The 17,172-nt window shown below is 67.5% G+C and carries 16 protein-coding genes and 1 pseudogene; 11 read left to right on the top strand and 6 right to left on the bottom strand.

The annotated features are described in order from the left end of the window. Positions 1–65 precede the first annotated feature (65 nt). The 3 genes from EV652_RS24490 to EV652_RS24480 are packed head-to-tail and all read left to right on the top strand — an operon-like array spanning position 66 to position 1,869. A complete protein-coding gene (locus EV652_RS24490; RefSeq protein ID WP_132211546.1) occupies positions 66–704 on the top strand; it encodes a hypothetical protein in 639 nt (212 codons plus the stop codon). Beyond that, positions 701–1,303: a hypothetical protein gene (locus EV652_RS24485; protein ID WP_132211545.1), complete on the top strand. Its 603-nt coding sequence runs from the start codon at positions 701–703 to the stop codon at positions 1,301–1,303. Before EV652_RS24490 ends, EV652_RS24485 begins: the two co-directional genes overlap by 4 nt. Continuing rightward, positions 1,300–1,869 (top strand): hypothetical protein, encoded by a 570-nt coding sequence (locus EV652_RS24480; RefSeq protein WP_132211544.1) that lies wholly within the window; start codon positions 1,300–1,302, stop codon positions 1,867–1,869. The genes EV652_RS24485 and EV652_RS24480 overlap by 4 nt, the downstream gene beginning before the upstream one ends. Positions 1,870–1,887: 18 nt before the next feature. On the opposite strand, the gene EV652_RS24475 is transcribed toward EV652_RS24480, so the two are convergent. The 6 genes from EV652_RS24475 to dnaA form a co-directional block, all read right to left on the bottom strand. Continuing rightward, positions 1,888–3,216: a hypothetical protein gene (locus EV652_RS24475; RefSeq protein ID WP_132211543.1), complete on the bottom strand. Its 1,329-nt coding sequence runs from the start codon at positions 3,214–3,216 to the stop codon at positions 1,888–1,890. A gap of 66 nt (positions 3,217–3,282) precedes the next feature. Next, on the bottom strand, positions 3,283–3,849 hold the full coding sequence (locus tag EV652_RS24470; protein WP_132211542.1) for a DciA family protein: 567 nt from the start codon (positions 3,847–3,849) through the stop codon (positions 3,283–3,285). Continuing rightward, positions 3,842–4,981, bottom strand: a complete 1,140-nt coding sequence (gene recF, locus EV652_RS24465) for a DNA replication/repair protein RecF (RefSeq protein WP_132211541.1) — start codon at positions 4,979–4,981, stop codon at positions 3,842–3,844. The genes EV652_RS24470 and recF overlap by 8 nt, the downstream gene beginning before the upstream one ends. A 1-nt stretch (position 4,982) precedes the next feature. Continuing rightward, positions 4,983–5,900, bottom strand: a complete 918-nt coding sequence (gene gnd, locus EV652_RS24460; RefSeq protein WP_132211540.1) for a phosphogluconate dehydrogenase (NAD(+)-dependent, decarboxylating) — start codon at positions 5,898–5,900, stop codon at positions 4,983–4,985. A gap of 27 nt (positions 5,901–5,927) precedes the next feature. Further along, positions 5,928–7,073 (bottom strand): DNA polymerase III subunit beta, encoded by a 1,146-nt coding sequence (dnaN, locus tag EV652_RS24455; protein ID WP_132211539.1) that lies wholly within the window; start codon positions 7,071–7,073, stop codon positions 5,928–5,930. A gap of 517 nt (positions 7,074–7,590) precedes the next feature. Further along, on the bottom strand, positions 7,591–9,192 hold the full coding sequence (gene dnaA, locus EV652_RS24450) for a chromosomal replication initiator protein DnaA (RefSeq protein WP_132211774.1): 1,602 nt from the start codon (positions 9,190–9,192) through the stop codon (positions 7,591–7,593). 1,300 nt (positions 9,193–10,492) lie between these two features. Between dnaA and rpmH the strand changes: the two genes are divergently transcribed. The 8 genes and pseudogenes from rpmH (at position 10,493) to EV652_RS24410 (ending at position 16,812) form a co-directional block, all read left to right on the top strand. Then, positions 10,493–10,630 (top strand): 50S ribosomal protein L34, encoded by a 138-nt coding sequence (gene rpmH / locus EV652_RS24445; protein ID WP_130386492.1) that lies wholly within the window; start codon positions 10,493–10,495, stop codon positions 10,628–10,630. Positions 10,631–10,656: 26 nt separating this feature from the next. After that, the gene (gene rnpA, locus EV652_RS24440; protein WP_132211538.1) at positions 10,657–11,004 is read left to right on the top strand and encodes a ribonuclease P protein component; all 348 of its coding nucleotides are present in this window, start codon (positions 10,657–10,659) and stop codon (positions 11,002–11,004) included. 11 nt (positions 11,005–11,015) lie between these two features. Next, the gene (yidD, locus tag EV652_RS24435) at positions 11,016–11,312 is read left to right on the top strand and encodes a membrane protein insertion efficiency factor YidD (RefSeq protein ID WP_242001966.1); all 297 of its coding nucleotides are present in this window, start codon (positions 11,016–11,018) and stop codon (positions 11,310–11,312) included. A 9-nt stretch (positions 11,313–11,321) separates the two neighbouring features. Next, a pseudogene (gene yidC / locus EV652_RS24430) lies at positions 11,322–12,296 on the top strand (membrane protein insertase YidC); the annotation flags it as partial. Positions 12,297–12,604: 308 nt separating this feature from the next. Continuing rightward, positions 12,605–13,132 carry a Jag family protein gene (locus EV652_RS24425; protein WP_199238375.1) on the top strand — a complete coding sequence of 176 codons (528 nt, stop codon included), beginning with the start codon at positions 12,605–12,607 and terminating at the stop codon, positions 13,130–13,132. Positions 13,133–13,282: 150 nt separating this feature from the next. After that, on the top strand, positions 13,283–13,954 hold the full coding sequence (gene rsmG / locus EV652_RS24420; protein WP_242001965.1) for a 16S rRNA (guanine(527)-N(7))-methyltransferase RsmG: 672 nt from the start codon (positions 13,283–13,285) through the stop codon (positions 13,952–13,954). A gap of 683 nt (positions 13,955–14,637) precedes the next feature. Continuing rightward, entirely contained in the window at positions 14,638–15,573 is a 936-nt protein-coding gene (locus EV652_RS24415; RefSeq protein ID WP_199238374.1) for a ParA family protein, read from the top strand. A 285-nt stretch (positions 15,574–15,858) separates the two neighbouring features. Then, positions 15,859–16,812 (top strand): ParB/RepB/Spo0J family partition protein, encoded by a 954-nt coding sequence (locus EV652_RS24410; protein WP_132211535.1) that lies wholly within the window; start codon positions 15,859–15,861, stop codon positions 16,810–16,812. Positions 16,813–17,172 lie beyond the last annotated feature (360 nt).

The raw sequence follows: 17,172 nt of genomic DNA, 5'->3' as shown, positions 1-17,172 counted from the left end.
AGACCACTCACGATGCGGGCCGACAGGTGGCCGTCGCGCACCCACGGACCCTTAGGATCGCTGCCGTGGAAAGTCTCGACGACGTCATCGACGCCATGATCGCCGACCGGGTGATTCACCGGCACCGGCGCAAATGGCTGATCGCGATCGCCCTCGTCGTCGTGCTCGCCCTGGTGATCCTGGCCACCGGCGGCTGGAAGGAGAAGGTCGGCCGGTCGGTTCCGACGCTGACCGCGCCCGCGACCGTCGAGTCCGGCAAGTGGGAGTACAACTTCACCAAGGCCGAGATCAGGGTCCGGAAGAAGTCGGAGTACCGCGAGGCCGAGGCCGAACTGCGGGTCTACTTCGATCTCAAGAACATCGACAGCGAAGAGCAGACCAGCGACTCCCTGCAAGGCAAACTGCTGGTCTTCGTACCGGGCGGCGGCCAGGACTACGTCGACTCCAACGGCGCCAACTGCCGCGGGGAGCTGAACTGGGTCATCGTCTACGGGCTTCCGCCGGAGAACTGTTACACCACGTTCAAGGTGCCGGCCGACTTCACCTCCGACCTGGTCGAGATCGGCGTCCAAGGTGAGCGCTACGAGTCCGACAACGGCCTGCTCGGTGCGGACGAGGATCCGTACTGGCACAACGAGCGCCCGGATGCCGTCGTACAGCTGAAGCCCGCGGTCGTCGACGTCACGGAGGAGGACGACAAGTGAAGCTCTATCGTCCTGCGACGATCCTCGTCGGCGTCCTCTTCGTCCTGCTCGGCGGCCTGACCCGGCTCGCCACACCGGAGCAGGTGTTCGAGGAACAGAACCTGGAGGTCGTGCACGGCACCATCGGCGAGGCGCTCAAGTACGGCGACTCGACGGTGACCATCACCCGGATGAAGTTCGCCAAGGGCGTGCTCGAGGAGTCCGGCAGCGACGACGACAAGCCGATCGAGACCAACGGCGTGTACGTCGCCCTCGAATGGGACACCGTCCGAGGCATCCAGAAGCCGAGCAACACCGGCGCCAAACTGGTCGCCGACGGCGGCACCGTGTACGAGCCGATCGGCGGACTGACCGACTCCGGTATCGACTTCCCCGAGGCGGGCTTCGCCAAGACCGGCGCCGTCGTCTTCGAGGTGAACCCGACCGACCTGAAGGGGCTCACACTGCAACTCCGGCCGAGCATGTTCTACAACGTGCTGAACTCGTACGTCGAAGTCGACCTCGGCATCCCGAGCGAAGACATCGCACAGCAGCTCGTCGACGGCGCCGAGGCGCAGTACGTGCTGCAGAACCCGGTGGTTCGGGTGGCGTCGTCATGAGGGGCCTGAACCGCGCGGCCCGGCTGGCCGCCCAGATCTCGTTGCTGCTGGCACTGATCGCCACCAGCGCGTACCTGCTGACCAGCGTCTACCTCGGCGACGAGGAGCAGGTCTGGAACCAGGGCAATGTCAACGAGAGGGTCGACAACGGCGGCCCGGTGACGATCGGCGACGTCGAGTGGAAGCTGGACTCGCTGCAGCCGTACACGCGGATCGTCGACGACGAGCAGGAGGAGATCGGCGGGATGAACGCGCCGGCCGGCAGCATCCTGATGATCGCCAAGCTGACGGCGACCCCGCGGCCGGGCCTCTACCTCAAGGACGGCGGCTTCAGCTGCAGCGCGAACCTGCGAGACGACCGCGGAAACGTCTGGGCACCGGCGACCAGCACCTCCGACTGGGAACTGCCGACCAGCTGTTTCAGTGACGAGAAGGTCAAGTTCGAGATCGACAAGCCTGCCCAGGTCGCACAGATCTACGTCGTCCCGGTCTCAGCCGTACCGCACGTCATCGGTGTCAGCATCGAGACCCGCGAGGGCTTCCGCCGGGTCCTGATCACTCCCTGATCCGCCCGCCGCTGAAACTCAGGCGGGAGTTGTTGCTTCCGCCTTCTTGGCCTCGGCTTCGGCCGCGGCGGCCTCGGCCCTGCGCTCGCTGCTGACGGAGATGCAGAGGTCGAAGGCGGCCGCCAGGATCGCGATCCGCAGCGACTCGAAGATCACGTCCCGGATCAGCGCCGCGATCTCGTGGTTCATCAGCCCCCAGCGTTCGCCGTGGATGCCGATCAGCCGCTGGATCCCGACGAACGCCCAGTCGGACCCGAGCAGCCAGAACGTGTAGACCATGCACACCACGCCCAGGAACACCGGCCCGACCCGCACCAGCAGCCGGAACGCGTTCAGCGTCGGGTAGAACTTCTCCCGCAGCCCGCCGAGCACCAGGTTCGGCGCCTGGTTGGTGAGCGCGGCGATCCGGTTCTTCGGCGCCTCGATCTCGACCTGACCGCCGAACCGGCGCTCCAGCCGGGTGCCCCGGACGACGCCGCCGCCGGACAGCACCCGGTGGCCGAACACCACGGTGGTGATCGCCAGCCAGGTCAGCGGCTCGGCGACGCCGAGCTTGAACAGCGGCCAGAGGGTCTCCCAGAAGAAGCCCCAGAGGAACTCGAGACCGGCCGGGATCGGGATGTGGATACCGGCGAAGAAGTCCTTCAGGCCGCTCCACCAGTCGACCGACCAGTACCAGAAGCTGCGCTCCTGGAACCAGTCCTTGGCGTCGTCGATCGCGAACGGCGTGACGACGACGGTGATCAGCAGGAAGAACGCCTCGGCCCAGACCTGGGCGAACTTGGCCGGCCGGCTCGGCCAGCGGTCGTCGATCGCCTCGATCACCCGGCGCAGCACCAGCAGGATGACGATCGCCGGCAGGTACTTGTGCCAGGCGCCGCCGCCGAGGTCGAAGAACCCGGAGCCTGGCTGCAGGCCGCGCTGCACCAGGTTGCTGACGGTGAGCTGCGACACCTGACCTTCGAGGTACCCCCAGGCCGACCACACCGCGACCAGCGGCAGCAGGGTGACGGCCAGCAGTTCCATCAGGCCCTGCTGGGTCGGGTCCGAGGTCTCCTCCGCCTTGTTGCTCGCCGCGTCCCGCCAGCGGTACAGCGACGTCGCACAGGCCCGGATCATCCCGACGTACGCGGCGATCTGCATCAGTACGCCGGTGGCGAACACGCCGACGCCGATGCTGGAGTGCGAGTGCTCGGCCAGCCAGATCGCGCTGCTCATGCTCAGTTTGAAGCCGACGTACCCGGCCAGGAACCAGGTCGTCATGGGCAGCAGGTTGCGCCACCAGAGCCGGAAGGAGTCTCCGATCAGGTGGACCATCTCACGGAAGCCATCGACGATCGTGCGCATCGCGCCCGATCCTAGGGGAGCGTCGGGTCGCTCTCGCAATTCGCTCTCACCACGTGGCCGAGTTGGTCAGCCGTAGGTGTCGCGGGGGCCACGGCCGCCGCGGACCGTGCGCGGGCCCTTGCGCCAACTGGGGGCGTGCGGGCCTTGCACGTTGACCCGGGTGACGGTGCCGTCGCCGAGTTCCGCGTTGAGGCGTCGGACCAGGTCCGGGGCGAGCATCTTGAGCTGCGTGGCCCAGGCGGTGGAGTCGGTGCGGACAGTGAGCTCGGTGTCCTGGTAGCTCTCCGGCTTGCAGTGCTCGGCCATCTCCGGGCCGACGATCGACGGCCAGCGGGCCATCACGCCGTGTACGGCGACGTCGACCTCCCAGCCCTGGTCGCGCATCAGCCGGCCGAGGGTGTTGGTCAGCTTCTGCGGATCCCGGTCGTCCGGGCGGGCGCTGCTGATCTGCGCGCCGTCGATCCGCGGCCGCTTGCGTCGCTTGACCGGCTTGACCGGGCTCATGCCCTTCAGCCGTCCGGCGAGGGATTTCGCCAGGTCCAGCCCTTGCTTGTCGTGCTCAGGTTCACCCGGACGATCCGGAGCCGCCTCGCTCTCGAAGCCGCTCTCAGAGGAATTCCGGGGTTCAGGCACGGGTGACGGCCCCATCGCCGACGTCGAAGCGCGCTCCACTGAGTTCAGCGGGCACGTCAGCGCCCACCGCCGCGGTCACCAGCACCTGCTCGGCCGGAGCGACCAGCTCGGCCAGCCGGTTGCGGCGCTGGGAGTCCAGCTCCGCGAACACGTCGTCCAGGATCAGCACCGGCTCACCCCCATCCGCTCTGAGCAGTTCGTACGACGCCAGCCGCAGCGCGAGCGCGAACGACCACGACTCACCGTGACTCGCATACCCCTTCGCAGGCAAGTCCCCGAGCCCGAGTACGACGTCGTCGCGGTGCGGACCGACCAGCGACACCCCGCGCTCCAGCTCGTCCTGCCGCTTCTCCTGCACCGCGTTCAGGATCACCTCGGACAGCTGGTCCCTCGACACCACGCCGGGCTCGAGGGCGATCGACGACTTGTACTCCAGCCGCGCATCACCCTTGCCTCGGGCAACAGCGTCGTACGAGCTGGAAACCAACGGGCGAAGGGATTCCAGCAACTCGAGCCTGGTCGCGAGGAGTTCGGACCCGGCCCGGGCGAGGTGCGAGTTCCACACCTCCAACGTGCGCAGTTGGCCCTCGGCCGCGCTCGAACGGTTCTGCCGACGGGCCATCGACGCGCTGCGCAGCAACGAGTTCCGCTGCTTGAGCACCCGGTCGTAGTCCTGCCGTACGCCGGCCATCCGCGGCGACCGGAGGGTGAGCAACTCGTCCAGGAACCGGCGCCGTTCGGACGGATCGCCCTTCACCAGGGCGAGGTCCTCGGGGGCGAACAGCACCGTGCGGAGCAGTCCGAGCACTTCCCGCGGCCGCGGCACCGGCGATCGGTTCACCCGGGCCCGATTTGCCTTCCCAGGATTGATTTCCAGCTCGACGACCACGTCCCGGTCGTACTGGCTACGGATCTCCGTGCGCACGATCGCTCTGCTGGCACCGGCTCGCACCAGCGGTGCGTCGTTCGCCACCCGGTGCGAACCGAGGGTCGCGGTGTAGTGGATCGCCTCGACCAGGTTGGTCTTGCCGTGGCCGTTCGGTCCGACGAAGGCCGTCACGCCCGGGGTGAGCTGGACCTCCGCCTGTGGGTAGGACCGGAAGTCGACCAGACCCAGGGCGGTGACATACACCTCAGTGCTTGATCGGCGGTGTGGCGTACGACGGGTCCTCGGCACCCTTCACCGCGTGCCCGCCGAACTGGTTGCGCATCGCGGCGATCGCCTTCATCGCCGGCGAGTCCTCCTGCCGGGACGCGAACCGGGCGAACAGCGACGCGGCGATGGCCGGCACCGGTACGGCGTGGTCGATCGCGGCCTCGACGGTCCACCGGCCCTCGCCGGAGTCCTCGGCGTACCCGCGGATCTTGTCCAGGTGGGTGTCTTCCTGGAGGGCGTTCACCATCAGGTCCAGCAGCCAGGACCGGATCACGGTGCCCTCGCGCCAGGACTCGAACGTCTCCGGCACGTTGTCCACGATGTCCGCGGCCTCGAGCAGCTCGAAACCCTCGGCGTACGCCTGCATGATCGCGTACTCGATGCCGTTGTGAACCATCTTGCTGAAGTGCCCGGCGCCGACCTTGCCGGCGTGCACGAACCCGAAGTCACCCTCGGGCTTGAGCGCGGTGAAGATCGGCATCAGCGTCGCGATCGTGTCGTTGTCGCCGCCGCACATCAGCGCGTAGCCGTTCTCGAGACCCCAGACACCGCCGGAGACACCGCAGTCGACGAACTTGATGTCCTTCTCGGCGAGCTGTGCACCGCGACGGGTGTCATCGGTCCAGCGGCTGTTGCCGCCGTCGATCACGATGTCGCCGGGGGAGAGCAACTCGGCCAGCTCGGTGATGACCGGATCGATGGCCTGCACCGGCACCATCACCCAGACGACCTTCGGCTGGTCGGAGGCGGTGAGCTTGCCGACCATGTCGGCCAGGTCCTTGGCGTCGGAGATGTCCGGGTTGTGATCGAACCCGACCACGGTATGGCCGGCGTTGCGGATCCGCTGGCGCATGTTGCCGCCCATCTTGCCGAGACCGACAAGGCCGAGCTCCATCGTGAAATCCCCTTGTTCTGTTGGCTTTCAGCTGTTCAGGCGGACCGGCATCAGCACGTACCGGAACTCGCTGATCGGGTCGCCGTCGAAGTCCCGCACACCGGTCAGCTCGGCCGGCTTCGTCGCCTGCGTGAAGGCCAGGTGCGCGACCGGCGTACCGATCGCGTTCAGCCCGTCGAGCAGGTACGTCGGGTTGAAGCCGACAGTAACCGGATCACCCAAGACCCGGGCCTCGATCGACTCGGATGCTTGCGCCTCGTCACCGCTGCCGGCGTCGAGGGTCACGCCGTCCTCGCTGAAGGTCAACCGCACCGGCGCGTTCCGCTCCGCGACCAGGGCGACCCGCTTCACCGCCTCGACCAGCGTCGCGGTGTCGATCCGCACCCTTGTCGCGATCGCCGAGTCGGTCGGGATGATGCCGCGCACCTTCGGGAACTCGCCGTCCAGCAGCCGGGTGGTGGCGCGCCGGTTGCCACCGGACACCTCGCCCTCGAAGCCGACGATGCCGTCGCCGGTACCCGGCGCGGCCAGCGAGACGATCACGTCCGACCCGGTCATCGCCTTCGCGGTCTCGGACAGCACCCGGGCCGGCACCAGAGCCGCCGCGGACGCGTCGGGGGACTGCGGGTTCCACTCGAGTTCACGGATCGCCAGCCGGTAGCGGTCGGTGGCGAGCAGCGAGATCGTGGATCCCTCGATCTCGACCCGGACGCCGGTCAGCACCGGCAGGGTGTCCTCGCGACCAGCCGCGGTCACCACCTGGGCGACTGCCTGGGCGAAAACGTCAGCCTTCACGGTCCCGCTCGCGGCCGGAAGCTCCGGCAGAGCCGGATATTCCTCTGTGGGAAGCGTTTGGAGCGTGAACCGCGAACTGCCGCAGGTCAGTTGCGCCTTCGCGCCGTCCACGGCGATGTCCACGGGCTGGTTCGGAAGACTCTTCGAGATGTCGGCGACGAGCCGGCCAGAGATCAGGCACTTACCGCTGTCGGCCACCTGCGCGGGCACGGTGACCCGGACCGAGGTCTCGTAGTCGAAGCCGGACAGGGTGATCTGCCCGTCCTCGGCCTCGACCAGAAGGCCGGCAAGGATCGGGACGCTGGGACGACTGGGCAAACTGCGCGCGGCCCAGGCCACCGACTCGGCCAGTACGTCGCGCTCGACGCGAAACTTCACCGCTGGGTGCCTCCTGATTCGGCTGTGTGCCAGGCAGATCCTGCCACGGACAAGTGTGATGTGCGCCAACCGGGCGTGACGTGGCGCTTCGGGCGGGTCGCGTCGGCGTCGTTCCTGGTGTCTGCGTCTCGTGCTCTGAGGACAGCCTGACAGGTCCTGCCAGCCGGCGCGAGAGTGGGGTTTTCCCCAGGTTGGGCCGCTCGATCGTTTTGTGGACTGGGAACTCTCTACAGATTCCATAGGGTTCTTAGCACCGGTGGATACTGTGGAAAAGCGACGACTTCGCAGGTCAGGTGCCATTTCGGCCTGGGGACGGTGTGTGGACGAATCTCGCTTGGGCTTGGGACGCCTGGTGATGACGGATTCTGTCCCCACAGCGAATCCACAGCACACACCGATGTGTCCACCGCAATACCCACAGTTATCCACAGACGTATCCCCAGCCTGTGTGGTTCGTGTGACCGCGTCGTAGCGCTCGGAGTACAAAGCACTTCGACGCGATCCACGACCGCGAGGCTCATTGCTGCTTGGCCTGGTGCTTGATCCGGTTGGTCAGTTCGGTCACCTGGTTGAACACGCTGCGCCGCTCCGACATGAGCTGACGGATCTTCCGCTCGGCGTGCATCACGGTGGTGTGGTCGCGGCCGCCGAACTGCTGGCCGATCTTCGGCAGCGACAGATCGGTCAGCTCGCGGCACAGGTACATGGCGATCTGCCGGGCGGTCACCAGTACGCGGCTCCGGCTGGAACCACACAGGTCGTCGATCGACAGACCGAAGTACGAGGCGGTCTGGCCCATGATCATGCTCGCCGTCACCTCGGGCTTGCTGCCTTCCGGGATCAGGTCCTTCAGCACGATCTCGGCCAGGCTCAGGTCGACCGGCTGCCGGTTCAGGCTGGCGAACGCGGTGACCCGGATCAGTGCGCCCTCGAGCTCACGGATGTTCGTCTGCACCTTGCTGGCAATGAACTCCAGCACCTCCGGCGGCGCGGTCAGCCGCTCGGTGGCCGCCTTCTTCCGCAGGATCGCGATCCGGGTCTCCAGGTCGGGCGGCTGGATGTCGGTGATGAGACCCCACTCGAACCGGTTCCGCAGCCGGTCCTCCAGCGCCTCCAGGCGTTTCGGCGCCCGGTCGGAGCTGATCACGATCTGCTTGTTCGCGTTGTGCAGCGTGTTGAAGGTGTGGAAGAACTCCTCCTGGGTCTGGATCTTGCCCTCGAGGAACTGGATGTCGTCGATCAGCAGGACGTCGACATCGCGGTACCGGCGCTGGAACTGGGACGCCTTGTCGTCGCGGATCGCGTTGATGAAGTCGTTGGTGAACTCTTCGCTGGAGACGTACCGAACCCGGGCCCCGGTGTAGAGACTGCGGACGTAGTGCCCGATCGCGTGCAGCAGGTGGGTCTTGCCCAGACCGGAGTCGCCGTAGATCAGCTGCGGGTTGTAGGCCTTGCCCGGCGCCTCGGCGACCGCGACCGCGGCGGCGTGGGCGAAGCGGTTCGAGCTGCCGATGACGAAGGTCTCGAAGGTGTACTTCGGATTCAGCCGGGCCTCACCCTGTGCTTCGGTAGCCGGTTGGGTCGGGACCGATCCGTTCGGCGGCGGTGCGACCGAGCCGAGTGGGTGGCCGAACGGCCGCTGAGGTGCACCGAGCTGAGGCGCGTGACCGGTCTGCTGGTCGAAGTGTTGGGTTGGCTCCTGGCGCTGCGGGGCGGGCTGACCGTACTGCTGCCCGGCGTCGGGCTCGGTCAGCGCGGACTGGATCGTCGGCTGGTACGCGCCGTCGGTCCGCAGCGGCTCGCGGACGACGGGCTGCGGCTGCGACTGTTGAAGCGGCTGCTGCGGTGCTTGCTGCTGGGACTGCTGTTCGCGCAGCTCGGGGTCGAGCGACGGGTCGACGGTCACTGCGATCCGGATGTCACGGCCGAAGCTCTCGGTCAGTATCCGTTCGAGGTCCGGGCGGAGCCGGGTCTCGAGCTGACCGCGGGTGAAGTCGTCGGGCACCGCGACGATGGCGGTGCTCTCGTGCAGCGTGACCGGCCGCGAGTTGGTCAGCCAGGCGCGTTGGTTCGGCGGGAGGCCCGCGAGCACGCGGGTCCAGGCGTCACCGAGATCCATCACCGGTCCGGCCGCTTCCACCTGTTGGTCCGTAGTGCTCCTGTTGTCCACACGCTCATCACCCTCATTCCGCACCGCTCCGGCCGGTTCCCCACTCGCGAACCCCGGCGCCTGGCGCTCACCGCCGTGCTGAGGAGGCTGGGGGGCGCCGCTGTACTGAGCCGCCGGCTGGTCGCCGCCGTACCCGGCGGCCTGGTGGTCGCCAACGTTGTATTGAGGTGCCTGGTGCTGCTCGCCACCAAAGGTGGGTTGCCGGTCGCTGCCGAAGCCGGCTGCGCTCTCGCTCGCGGGACGACGGTCCGGCGCAGCGCCGAAGCGCTCTGCCCTAGGGAGGTCGACCGAGTACTTGTCGTTCTGTACGTCGGCGTACCTCAGGTTGTCGGCGACCGCCGGTGCGGCACCGAAGTACGGCGTACCCGCGGCCGGCTCGGGCGTCGCGCCAGGGAGACCCGTGGCCGCGCGCTCGAGATCGGAGCGATAGCCGTCAGAGCGGTACCCGTCGAGACGGGGCGCCGGGTAGCCGAGGTCCTCCTGTGCTGGGAGGTTCGGACGTGATGGGGTTGGATCGGCGACGGGTTCGGCCCGTGGCACCGGACCTGGCTCCGGGGTGACCCCCGGCCTGAATTCCGCTGCGCCGTCGCCTGTGAGCTCAGCTCCTGTGAATTCCGCACTGGCGGAATGGTCCTCGACCACGCGTGCTCCCCGAATTCCATCGCTGCGGTGGCCGGCGCGTTTCCGGTGACCCGGGCGGCGCGACCGTTAGACCCGACACCGTGCGGCCGTTTCCTTGGCCGGTTGTCCGGCGCGGCTGCACTTGTCCGCAGTCGGTCGCCGTACTGTCCACACGGTTGTCCACAGTTGTGAACGACGGGTGGAGCAGGTTGGTTACCGTTTGCGGGATGTGGGACCTCTGGTGTGAGGGGCTGACGCTAACAAGTCCGCCCACGCTGCTTCAAGCCGTCATCCACAGGCTATGAACCCAAAATTGGGGGCAACCTGCGGCGTGTCGGGTAGACGCCGGAGCGTAGTCATGTTGAGAGAGCCGACGGTGACGACCACCTGACCGATCGTGGGACGACTATTCTGTCCACAAGCCTGTGGAAAACCCTGGGGATGACTGGTTTGACCTGTCCACAGGCGGCCACGTACCGTGGATCAGTCGGTGTTGAGCCGGCCCTTTCGTGCTGCGCTCCCTGCGGGACCACAATCGGTTCTTGAGTGGTGTGCAGGACTACACCAGCGGCAGATCTATCAGTGGATTTGTCGACAATTGTGATCTCGAGTAACCGGAGTCATTCCAGTGAGCAAGCGGACGTTCCAGCCGAACAACCGTCGTCGGCACAAGAAGCACGGCTTCCGTCTTCGGATGCGTACCCGTGCGGGTCGCGCGATCATCGCCGCCCGCCGTGGCAAGGGTCGCCAGCGCCTCGCGGCCTGAGCGTCCTCCTCGACGGTGACCACCCCGTGTTACCTGCGTCGAACCGGTTGCGCCGGTCCGACGACTTCCGGCGCGCTGTCCGATCCGGACGGCGGGCAGGCAGGCGCGCGGTGGTGGTCCATCTGTTCCGGCGGGACGAGGCCATGGCCGAGCCCGCTCGTATTGGATTCGTGGTGAACAAGGCGGTGGGCAACGCGGTTCTGCGGAACCGGGTCCACCGCCGTCTGCGTGCCGTGATGGCCACGCGGCTCCCTGATCTGCCGGCTGGCAGCCTGACCGTCGTCCGAGCCCTGCCGTCGTCCGCTTCGGCGTCGTACGACGAATTGGTCGCGGATGTGGACGGCGCGCTGAGCCGGCTGCTGGGGCCACGATGAGGATCAATCCCGTGAAGAGCGGGATCATCGGTTTCCTGAAGCTCTACCGGACCTTCGTCAGCCCGATGTACGGGCAGGTGTGCAGGTTCTACCCGAGTTGTTCGGCGTACGCCCTGGAGGCGGTCGAACGCCACGGTGCGGTGCGCGGTTGCTGGCTGGCGGCGAGAAGGCTCGTCCGCTGCCACCCGTGGAACCCCGGCGGCTACGACCCCGTTCCACCCAAAGATGTCAACCAGAGCGGAGACTCGATCTCCGCCAACCAGCCCGGGCCGTCACCCGACGCCGGGCCCGTGCAGCGAGGTGCTTGAGTGACTCTTCTGGCCATCCCCCAGCTCGCGTTGTGGGACGGGATCGTAGACCTGTTCAACGCCGTCATGACGCCGCTGTACTGGGCCGTCTCGGCCCTGCTCGTCGGATGGCACTGGCTGCTGAGCCTGGTGCTGGATCCGAACGGCGGCTGGGCCTGGGCGTTGTCGATCGCCGGTCTGACCATCGTCATCCGGACCCTGCTGATCCCGCTGTTCGTGCGGCAGATCCGCTCCAGCCGGAACATGCAGCTGCTGCAGCCGAAGATGAAGGAGCTGCAGAAGAAGTACGGCCACGACCGGGAGAAGCTCGGTCAGGAAATGATGAAGCTGTACAAGGAGACGGGCACCAACCCGTTCTCCTCGTGCCTTCCGCTGCTGCTCCAGTCGCCGGTCTTCCTCGCGCTGTTCCGGGTGCTCGACGGCGCCTCGAAGGGTGAGGCTCACAGCAGCATCATCGAGCCGCACGTCGAGTCGCTGCGGCACGCCAAGATCTTCGGCGCCGAGATCTCGCAGACCTTCCTGCGGGCCAGCGGTGAAGGCGCCCTGAACGTCAAGATCGTCGCGATGGTCCTGATCATCCTGATGACCTCGACGATGTTCATCACGCAACTCCAGTTGATGCGCAAGAACATGCCGAAGGAGGCCCTCGAGGGCCAGGCCGCGCAGATGCAGAAGATCATGCTCTACGTCTTCCCGATCTTCTTCCTCATCGGTGGCTTCAACTTCCCGATCGGTGTCCTCATCTACTGGTTCGTCTCGAACGTGTGGACGATGGGACAGCAGTTCTACGTGATCCGCCGCAACCCGGCTCCCGGCACCCCGGCGTACGACGCCATGGAGGCCCGCAAGCGCGAGCACAACCTGCGCGCCGGCCGGCCCGCCGACGAGGGCCTGGCGGGCGCCGAGGGTGACACGGACACCGTGACGGACCGTCGTCCGGCGCAGCGGCAGCAGCCGAAGCGACAGTCCCGCAGTAACCGCAAGGGCGGCGGTCCGCAGCCCGCGACCACGGGTCCGGCCGACGACCAGCCCGCCGCGAGCAACGGTCAGGCGTCCTCGAACGCCAAGCCGGAAGCGGCCAAGAAGACTCAGGCCGGTGCTGCCAAGAAACAGCCGGCCGGCAAGAAGGGTTCGACGGCGAAGCGCCAGCCCGCGGCGAAGTCAGCCGCGCAGAAGAAGGCTGCGCAGAAGAAGCCCGGCGGTTCCCGCTGACCGGCCTGCGCCGGTAACCCTGCCTGCTTGTACACCTGGGTCCCCGTGGGGCGGATCTCGAGATTGTGAAGGAGTTGGCCGTGACCGACGGCATGCAGAACACCGAGGCGGCGGAGCAGTCCGACGTCAAGACGAGCACCCCGGACGAGCGTCTGAAGGCACTCGAGGCGGAGAGCGACATCGCGGCCGACTACCTCGAGGAGTTGCTGGACATCGCCGATCTCGACGGCGACATCGACATGGACATCGACGGCGACCGGGCGGCGGTCTCGATCGTCGGCGCGGAGCTGAACAACCTCGTCGGTGAGAACGGCAAGGTGCTGGAGGCGCTGCAGGAGCTGACCCGGCTGGCGGTGTACCGGGAGACCGGCGAGCGGTCCCGGCTGATGCTGGACGTGTCGAACTACCGGGCGAACCGGAAGGCCGAACTCGAGGAGGTCGGTCGCAAGGCCGTCGAGGAGGCGAAGGCCACTGGCGAGCCCGTGCGCCTCGACGCGATGACGCCCTTCGAGCGGAAGGTCGTCCACGACGTCGTTGCGGCCGCCGGCCTGACGAGTGAGTCCGAGGGCGAGGAGCCCCGCCGCCGCGTCGTGGTTCAGCCGTCCTGAACCCATGCTGTGTATGGCCACGCCACTTCGAGGCCGGGTCCGGCAATCCTCCGCACGGAGGGCCGGGCCCGTTCTTGTCTTGCGTCGGCCATGCTGGGACGCCGTACCTTCGACGGCTGACAGAGCCTTGGGCTCGGGAGTGGTTGGCTTGTGACCGAACACGTTTCACGTGAAACGCCGCCGCTCGTGGAGAAGCTCTTTCCGCGGGCGGCGGACCGGCTTGCGGCGTACGCCGAGCTACTCGCAACCGAGGGAACGGTGCGCGGCCTGATCGGCCCGCGCGAGGTGCCGCGACTGTGGGATCGGCATCTACTCAACTGCGCCGTCCTCGAGCGGTTGATTCCGGAGGAGTCGACGGTTGCCGACATCGGTACCGGCGCCGGCCTGCCCGGGATCGTGCTCGCCCTGGTCCGTCCAGATCTCCAGGTGTCGCTCGTCGAGCCGTTGCTCCGGCGCATCACCTTCCTCCAGGAGGCGGTCGAGCAACTCGACCTCGGCAACGCCACCGTCGTCCGTTCCCGGGCCGAGGATCTTCCGCGTGCGTCGTACGACGTGGTGACTTCGCGAGCCGTTGCTCCGTTGGGCAAACTGGCCGGGTGGTGCCTGCCGTTGTGTGCCGAAGGGGGACTGATGCTGGCGATGAAGGGTTCGTCCGCTGAGGAGGAACTGGACGCATCCGAGCACGAACTGGAGTCCCTCGGGGCCGAGGTTTGGCACATTCATCAACTCGGTGTGGATGAACTGGCCCAGCCGACGACTGTCGTGAGTATTGTGGCCGGACGTGCTGCAGGGGGATCCCGGCACGGAAGACGCGGGAGGTGAGCTGGTTGGTGAGTCGTGCCCTCGGATGGCCAGAAAAGAGCACCGGTGAGCCGAAGACAGCGCAGGGCATCGGCTGGCCATCAGACCCTCAGACAGCCATCCGCCTGATCACCTCCGACCCGTCCACAGACACTCCTCCCACTGCCCCTGCCGCTGCCCCTGCCGCCGCTTCATCTGCTGCGCCGACCATCACCCACGAACCGGTCCCGGACGCGACCCGTGCCCCCGGCGCCCCGGCTTCCGCGCCGTCCAACGCCCTACCCAGCGCACCGGCCCCCGCGCCCTCCGCGCCGTCGGCTCACTCTGCTTCTGAGTCCTCCGCCCCAGCGGTGTCGACCGCTGCGACCTCGGCCCCTGATGACCGGCCTGCGGTGGACAGCTCTGCTCTTCGGGCGGCTGCGGTGACCGGTTTGGACCTCACCCCACCCACCGACGCGGCACCCGTTTCACGTGAAACGGAGCAGTCGCGAGATGATGGTGATCGGGGTGAATCGGCGTCGCTCGTGGACGCCGACCATGACTTCGACGAGTCTCCACGACCTGTGGATGACGACCCCCCGAAACTGCCCTCGCACACGGGAATTCGTCCACAGAGGCCTGTGGACGAAGCTGGGGGCAGACCCGCCCCGACCCCCACTGACATCCTCTTCGGGCCAAGTCCCGCACCTATCGGAATGGGCGCTATGACTGCCGCACAGATCGCCGCGCGGGCCACCTCGGACGAGCTTCAGCGACGACTTCTCGAGACTCCGATCGCCGCCGCCACCGAACGGACCCTGCTGGTGAATGAAGGACGCACGATGGGCCGGGAGTTCCCGCTGCCCGCCGAAACCCGAGTCTTCGTGGTCGCCAACCAGAAAGGTGGCGTCGGGAAGACGACGACGACCGTGAACGTCGCCGCCGGCCTTGCGCTGTACGGCGCCCGGATCCTGGTGATCGATCTGGACCCGCAGGGCAACGCGTCGACCGCGCTGGGGATCGACCACTCGGAAGGCACCCCGGGTGTCTACGAGGCGATCATCGAGGGGGAGTCGCTGGGCAAACTGCTCCAGCCATGCGCCGAGCACCCCGGCATCCAGGTCGTCCCGGCCACCATCGACCTGGCCGGTGCCGAGATCGAACTGGTCAGCATCGTGGCCCGCGAGAGCCGGCTGAAGCGATCCCTCGACGCGCACCTCGAGGAGACCGAAGCCGCCGGCGAGAAGTACGACTACGTCTTCATCGACTGCCCGCCGTCGCTCGGCCTCCTCACCGTGAACGCGCTGACCGCGGCCCGTGAGGTACTGGTCCCGATCCAGAGCGAGTACTACGCACTCGAGGGTCTGTCCCAGTTGCTCCGCCACATCGACATGGTGAAGTCGCACCTGAACCCCGGCCTCGACGTCTCCACGATCCTCCTCACCATGTACGACGCCCGCACCAAGCTGGCCGGTGAGGTCGCAGCCGAGGTACGTGGTCACTTCCAGGACGCCGTACTGCGCACCGCCGTACCGCGCTCGGTCCGGATCTCGGAGGCTCCGAGCCACGGGCAGACGGTGCTGGCGTACGACCCGGCATCCGCTGGAGCCCTCTCCTACTTGGAGGCCTCCCGTGAGATTGCCATGCGCAACAACGCCTGACCCGAACCGACCGCGCGCCGGCCGAGTACCTCTCGGCCGGCGCGTTGCATGTAGGCCTCGTGGACGTCTGTGTCTGGTAGGTCCACCTGAAACTCCGCCGACCACGTTTCACGTGAAACGGGGCGTGCGTCGAAGTGGCGGTCGTGACCAGTTACGGTTGCTCAGGCAGCTAGTGCTGTTCAGGTGTCGGCGCGGCGTTTCACGTGAAACGAGCAGGGTCGGTGGTTGGCGGCACAAGCAGTACTTGGAAGAACTTCAGCAGGTTGTCGAACTCGAGGGAGCGCGATGAACACCCGACTCGGACGCGGACTTGGTGCGCTGATCCCCAGCACGCCCGCTCCCGGTAGCACGACGACACTCGGAAGCAAGTCCAGTTCGATTCCCGGTGCTCCGCCGATCAAGGCGGGTCCTGAGTTGGCCGCCGTGCCGGGGGCGTCGTTCGCGGAGATCGAGGTCGACAAGATCACCCCGAACCCGAAGCAGCCGCGCACCGTCTTCGACGAGGACGCGATGGACGAGCTGGTCCACTCGGTGAAGGAGATCGGCCTGCTGCAGCCGATCGTCGTACGGCGGCTGGAGCAGGACAAGTACGAGCTGGTGATGGGCGAGCGTCGTTGGCGCGCGACCCAGCAGGCCGGGCTGGCCACGATCCCGGCCATCGTGCGCGACACCTCGGACGACGTGATGCTCCGGGACGCGCTGCTGGAGAACCTGCACCGCAGCCAGCTGAACCCGCTCGAAGAGGCGGCCGCCTACCAGCAGATGCTCGACGACTTCGGCTGCACGCAGGAAGTCCTCGCGACTCGCATCGGCCGGTCGCGTCCGCAGATCTCCAACACGCTCCGGCTGCTGAAGCTTCCGGCCTCGGTCCAGCGCCGAGTCGCCGCCGGCGTGCTGTCCGCGGGGCACGCCCGAGCACTCCTCGGCCTGCCGAGCGGCGACGCGATCGAACGCCTCGCCCAGCGCATCGTCGCCGAGGGCCTTTCGGTCCGCACCGTCGAAGAGATCGTCGCCCTGGGCGACATGAACTCCGACGACGCGACCCCCGCCCAGCGCCGCCGCAACAAGCCGGTCGCCCCGCGCCTCGTCGACCTGGCCGACCGTCTGTCCGACCGCTTCGAAACCCGAGTCAAGGTCGACCTCGGCAAGACCAAGGGCAAGATCACTGTCGAGTTCGCCTCCCTGGACGACCTGGAACGAATCGTCACCCTCATGGACCCGAACAAGCCCACCCCCTAACCCAGCCCTTCCCAGCGGCCCCGAACCCTCCCGGTTCGGGGCCGCTTGCATGGACCCCAAGCCACGCCGCCCCCAGCACAGCCGCCGCGGAGAGTTGCGCCTGACGCAGGAGGCCGGAGCCAGCACCCGCCGGGAGTCTGGCGTCGAGCCGTCGCCGCCCGGAGTGTGGCGGGTGCACCGTCCGGAGCGTGGGTAGGCCGTCCGGCACCCCGACCCCGATCCCAACCGCACCGGCGCGTGCGGCGGGCCGTCCGGAGCGTGGGCAGGCCGTCCGGCACCCCGACCCCGATCCCAACCGCACCGGCGCGTGCGGCGGGCCGTCCGGAGCGTGGGCAGGCCGTCCGGCACCCCGACCCCGAT

It is taken from the genome of Kribbella steppae, assembly GCF_004342025.1.
Classification (GTDB): domain Bacteria; phylum Actinomycetota; class Actinomycetes; order Propionibacteriales; family Kribbellaceae; genus Kribbella; species Kribbella steppae.
Note: the sequence above shows the minus strand (reverse complement) of the source record. Positions and strands in the feature narration are given on the sequence as shown.

Excerpts from the sequence above, each read along its gene's own strand:
- EV652_RS24480 (WP_132211544.1), top strand. The coding sequence starts at position 1,300 with ATGAGGGGCCTGAACCGCGCGGCCCGGCTGGCCGCCCAGATCTCGTTG.
- gnd (WP_132211540.1), bottom strand. The coding sequence starts at position 5,900 with ATGGAGCTCGGCCTTGTCGGTCTCGGCAAGATGGGCGGCAACATGCGC.
- EV652_RS24415 (WP_199238374.1), top strand. The coding sequence starts at position 14,638 with ATGACTGCCGCACAGATCGCCGCGCGGGCCACCTCGGACGAGCTTCAG.
- EV652_RS24410 (WP_132211535.1), top strand. The coding sequence starts at position 15,859 with ATGAACACCCGACTCGGACGCGGACTTGGTGCGCTGATCCCCAGCACG.
- EV652_RS24475 (WP_132211543.1), bottom strand. The coding sequence starts at position 3,216 with ATGCGCACGATCGTCGATGGCTTCCGTGAGATGGTCCACCTGATCGGA.
- dnaA (WP_132211774.1), bottom strand. The coding sequence starts at position 9,192 with ATGGATCTCGGTGACGCCTGGACCCGCGTGCTCGCGGGCCTCCCGCCG.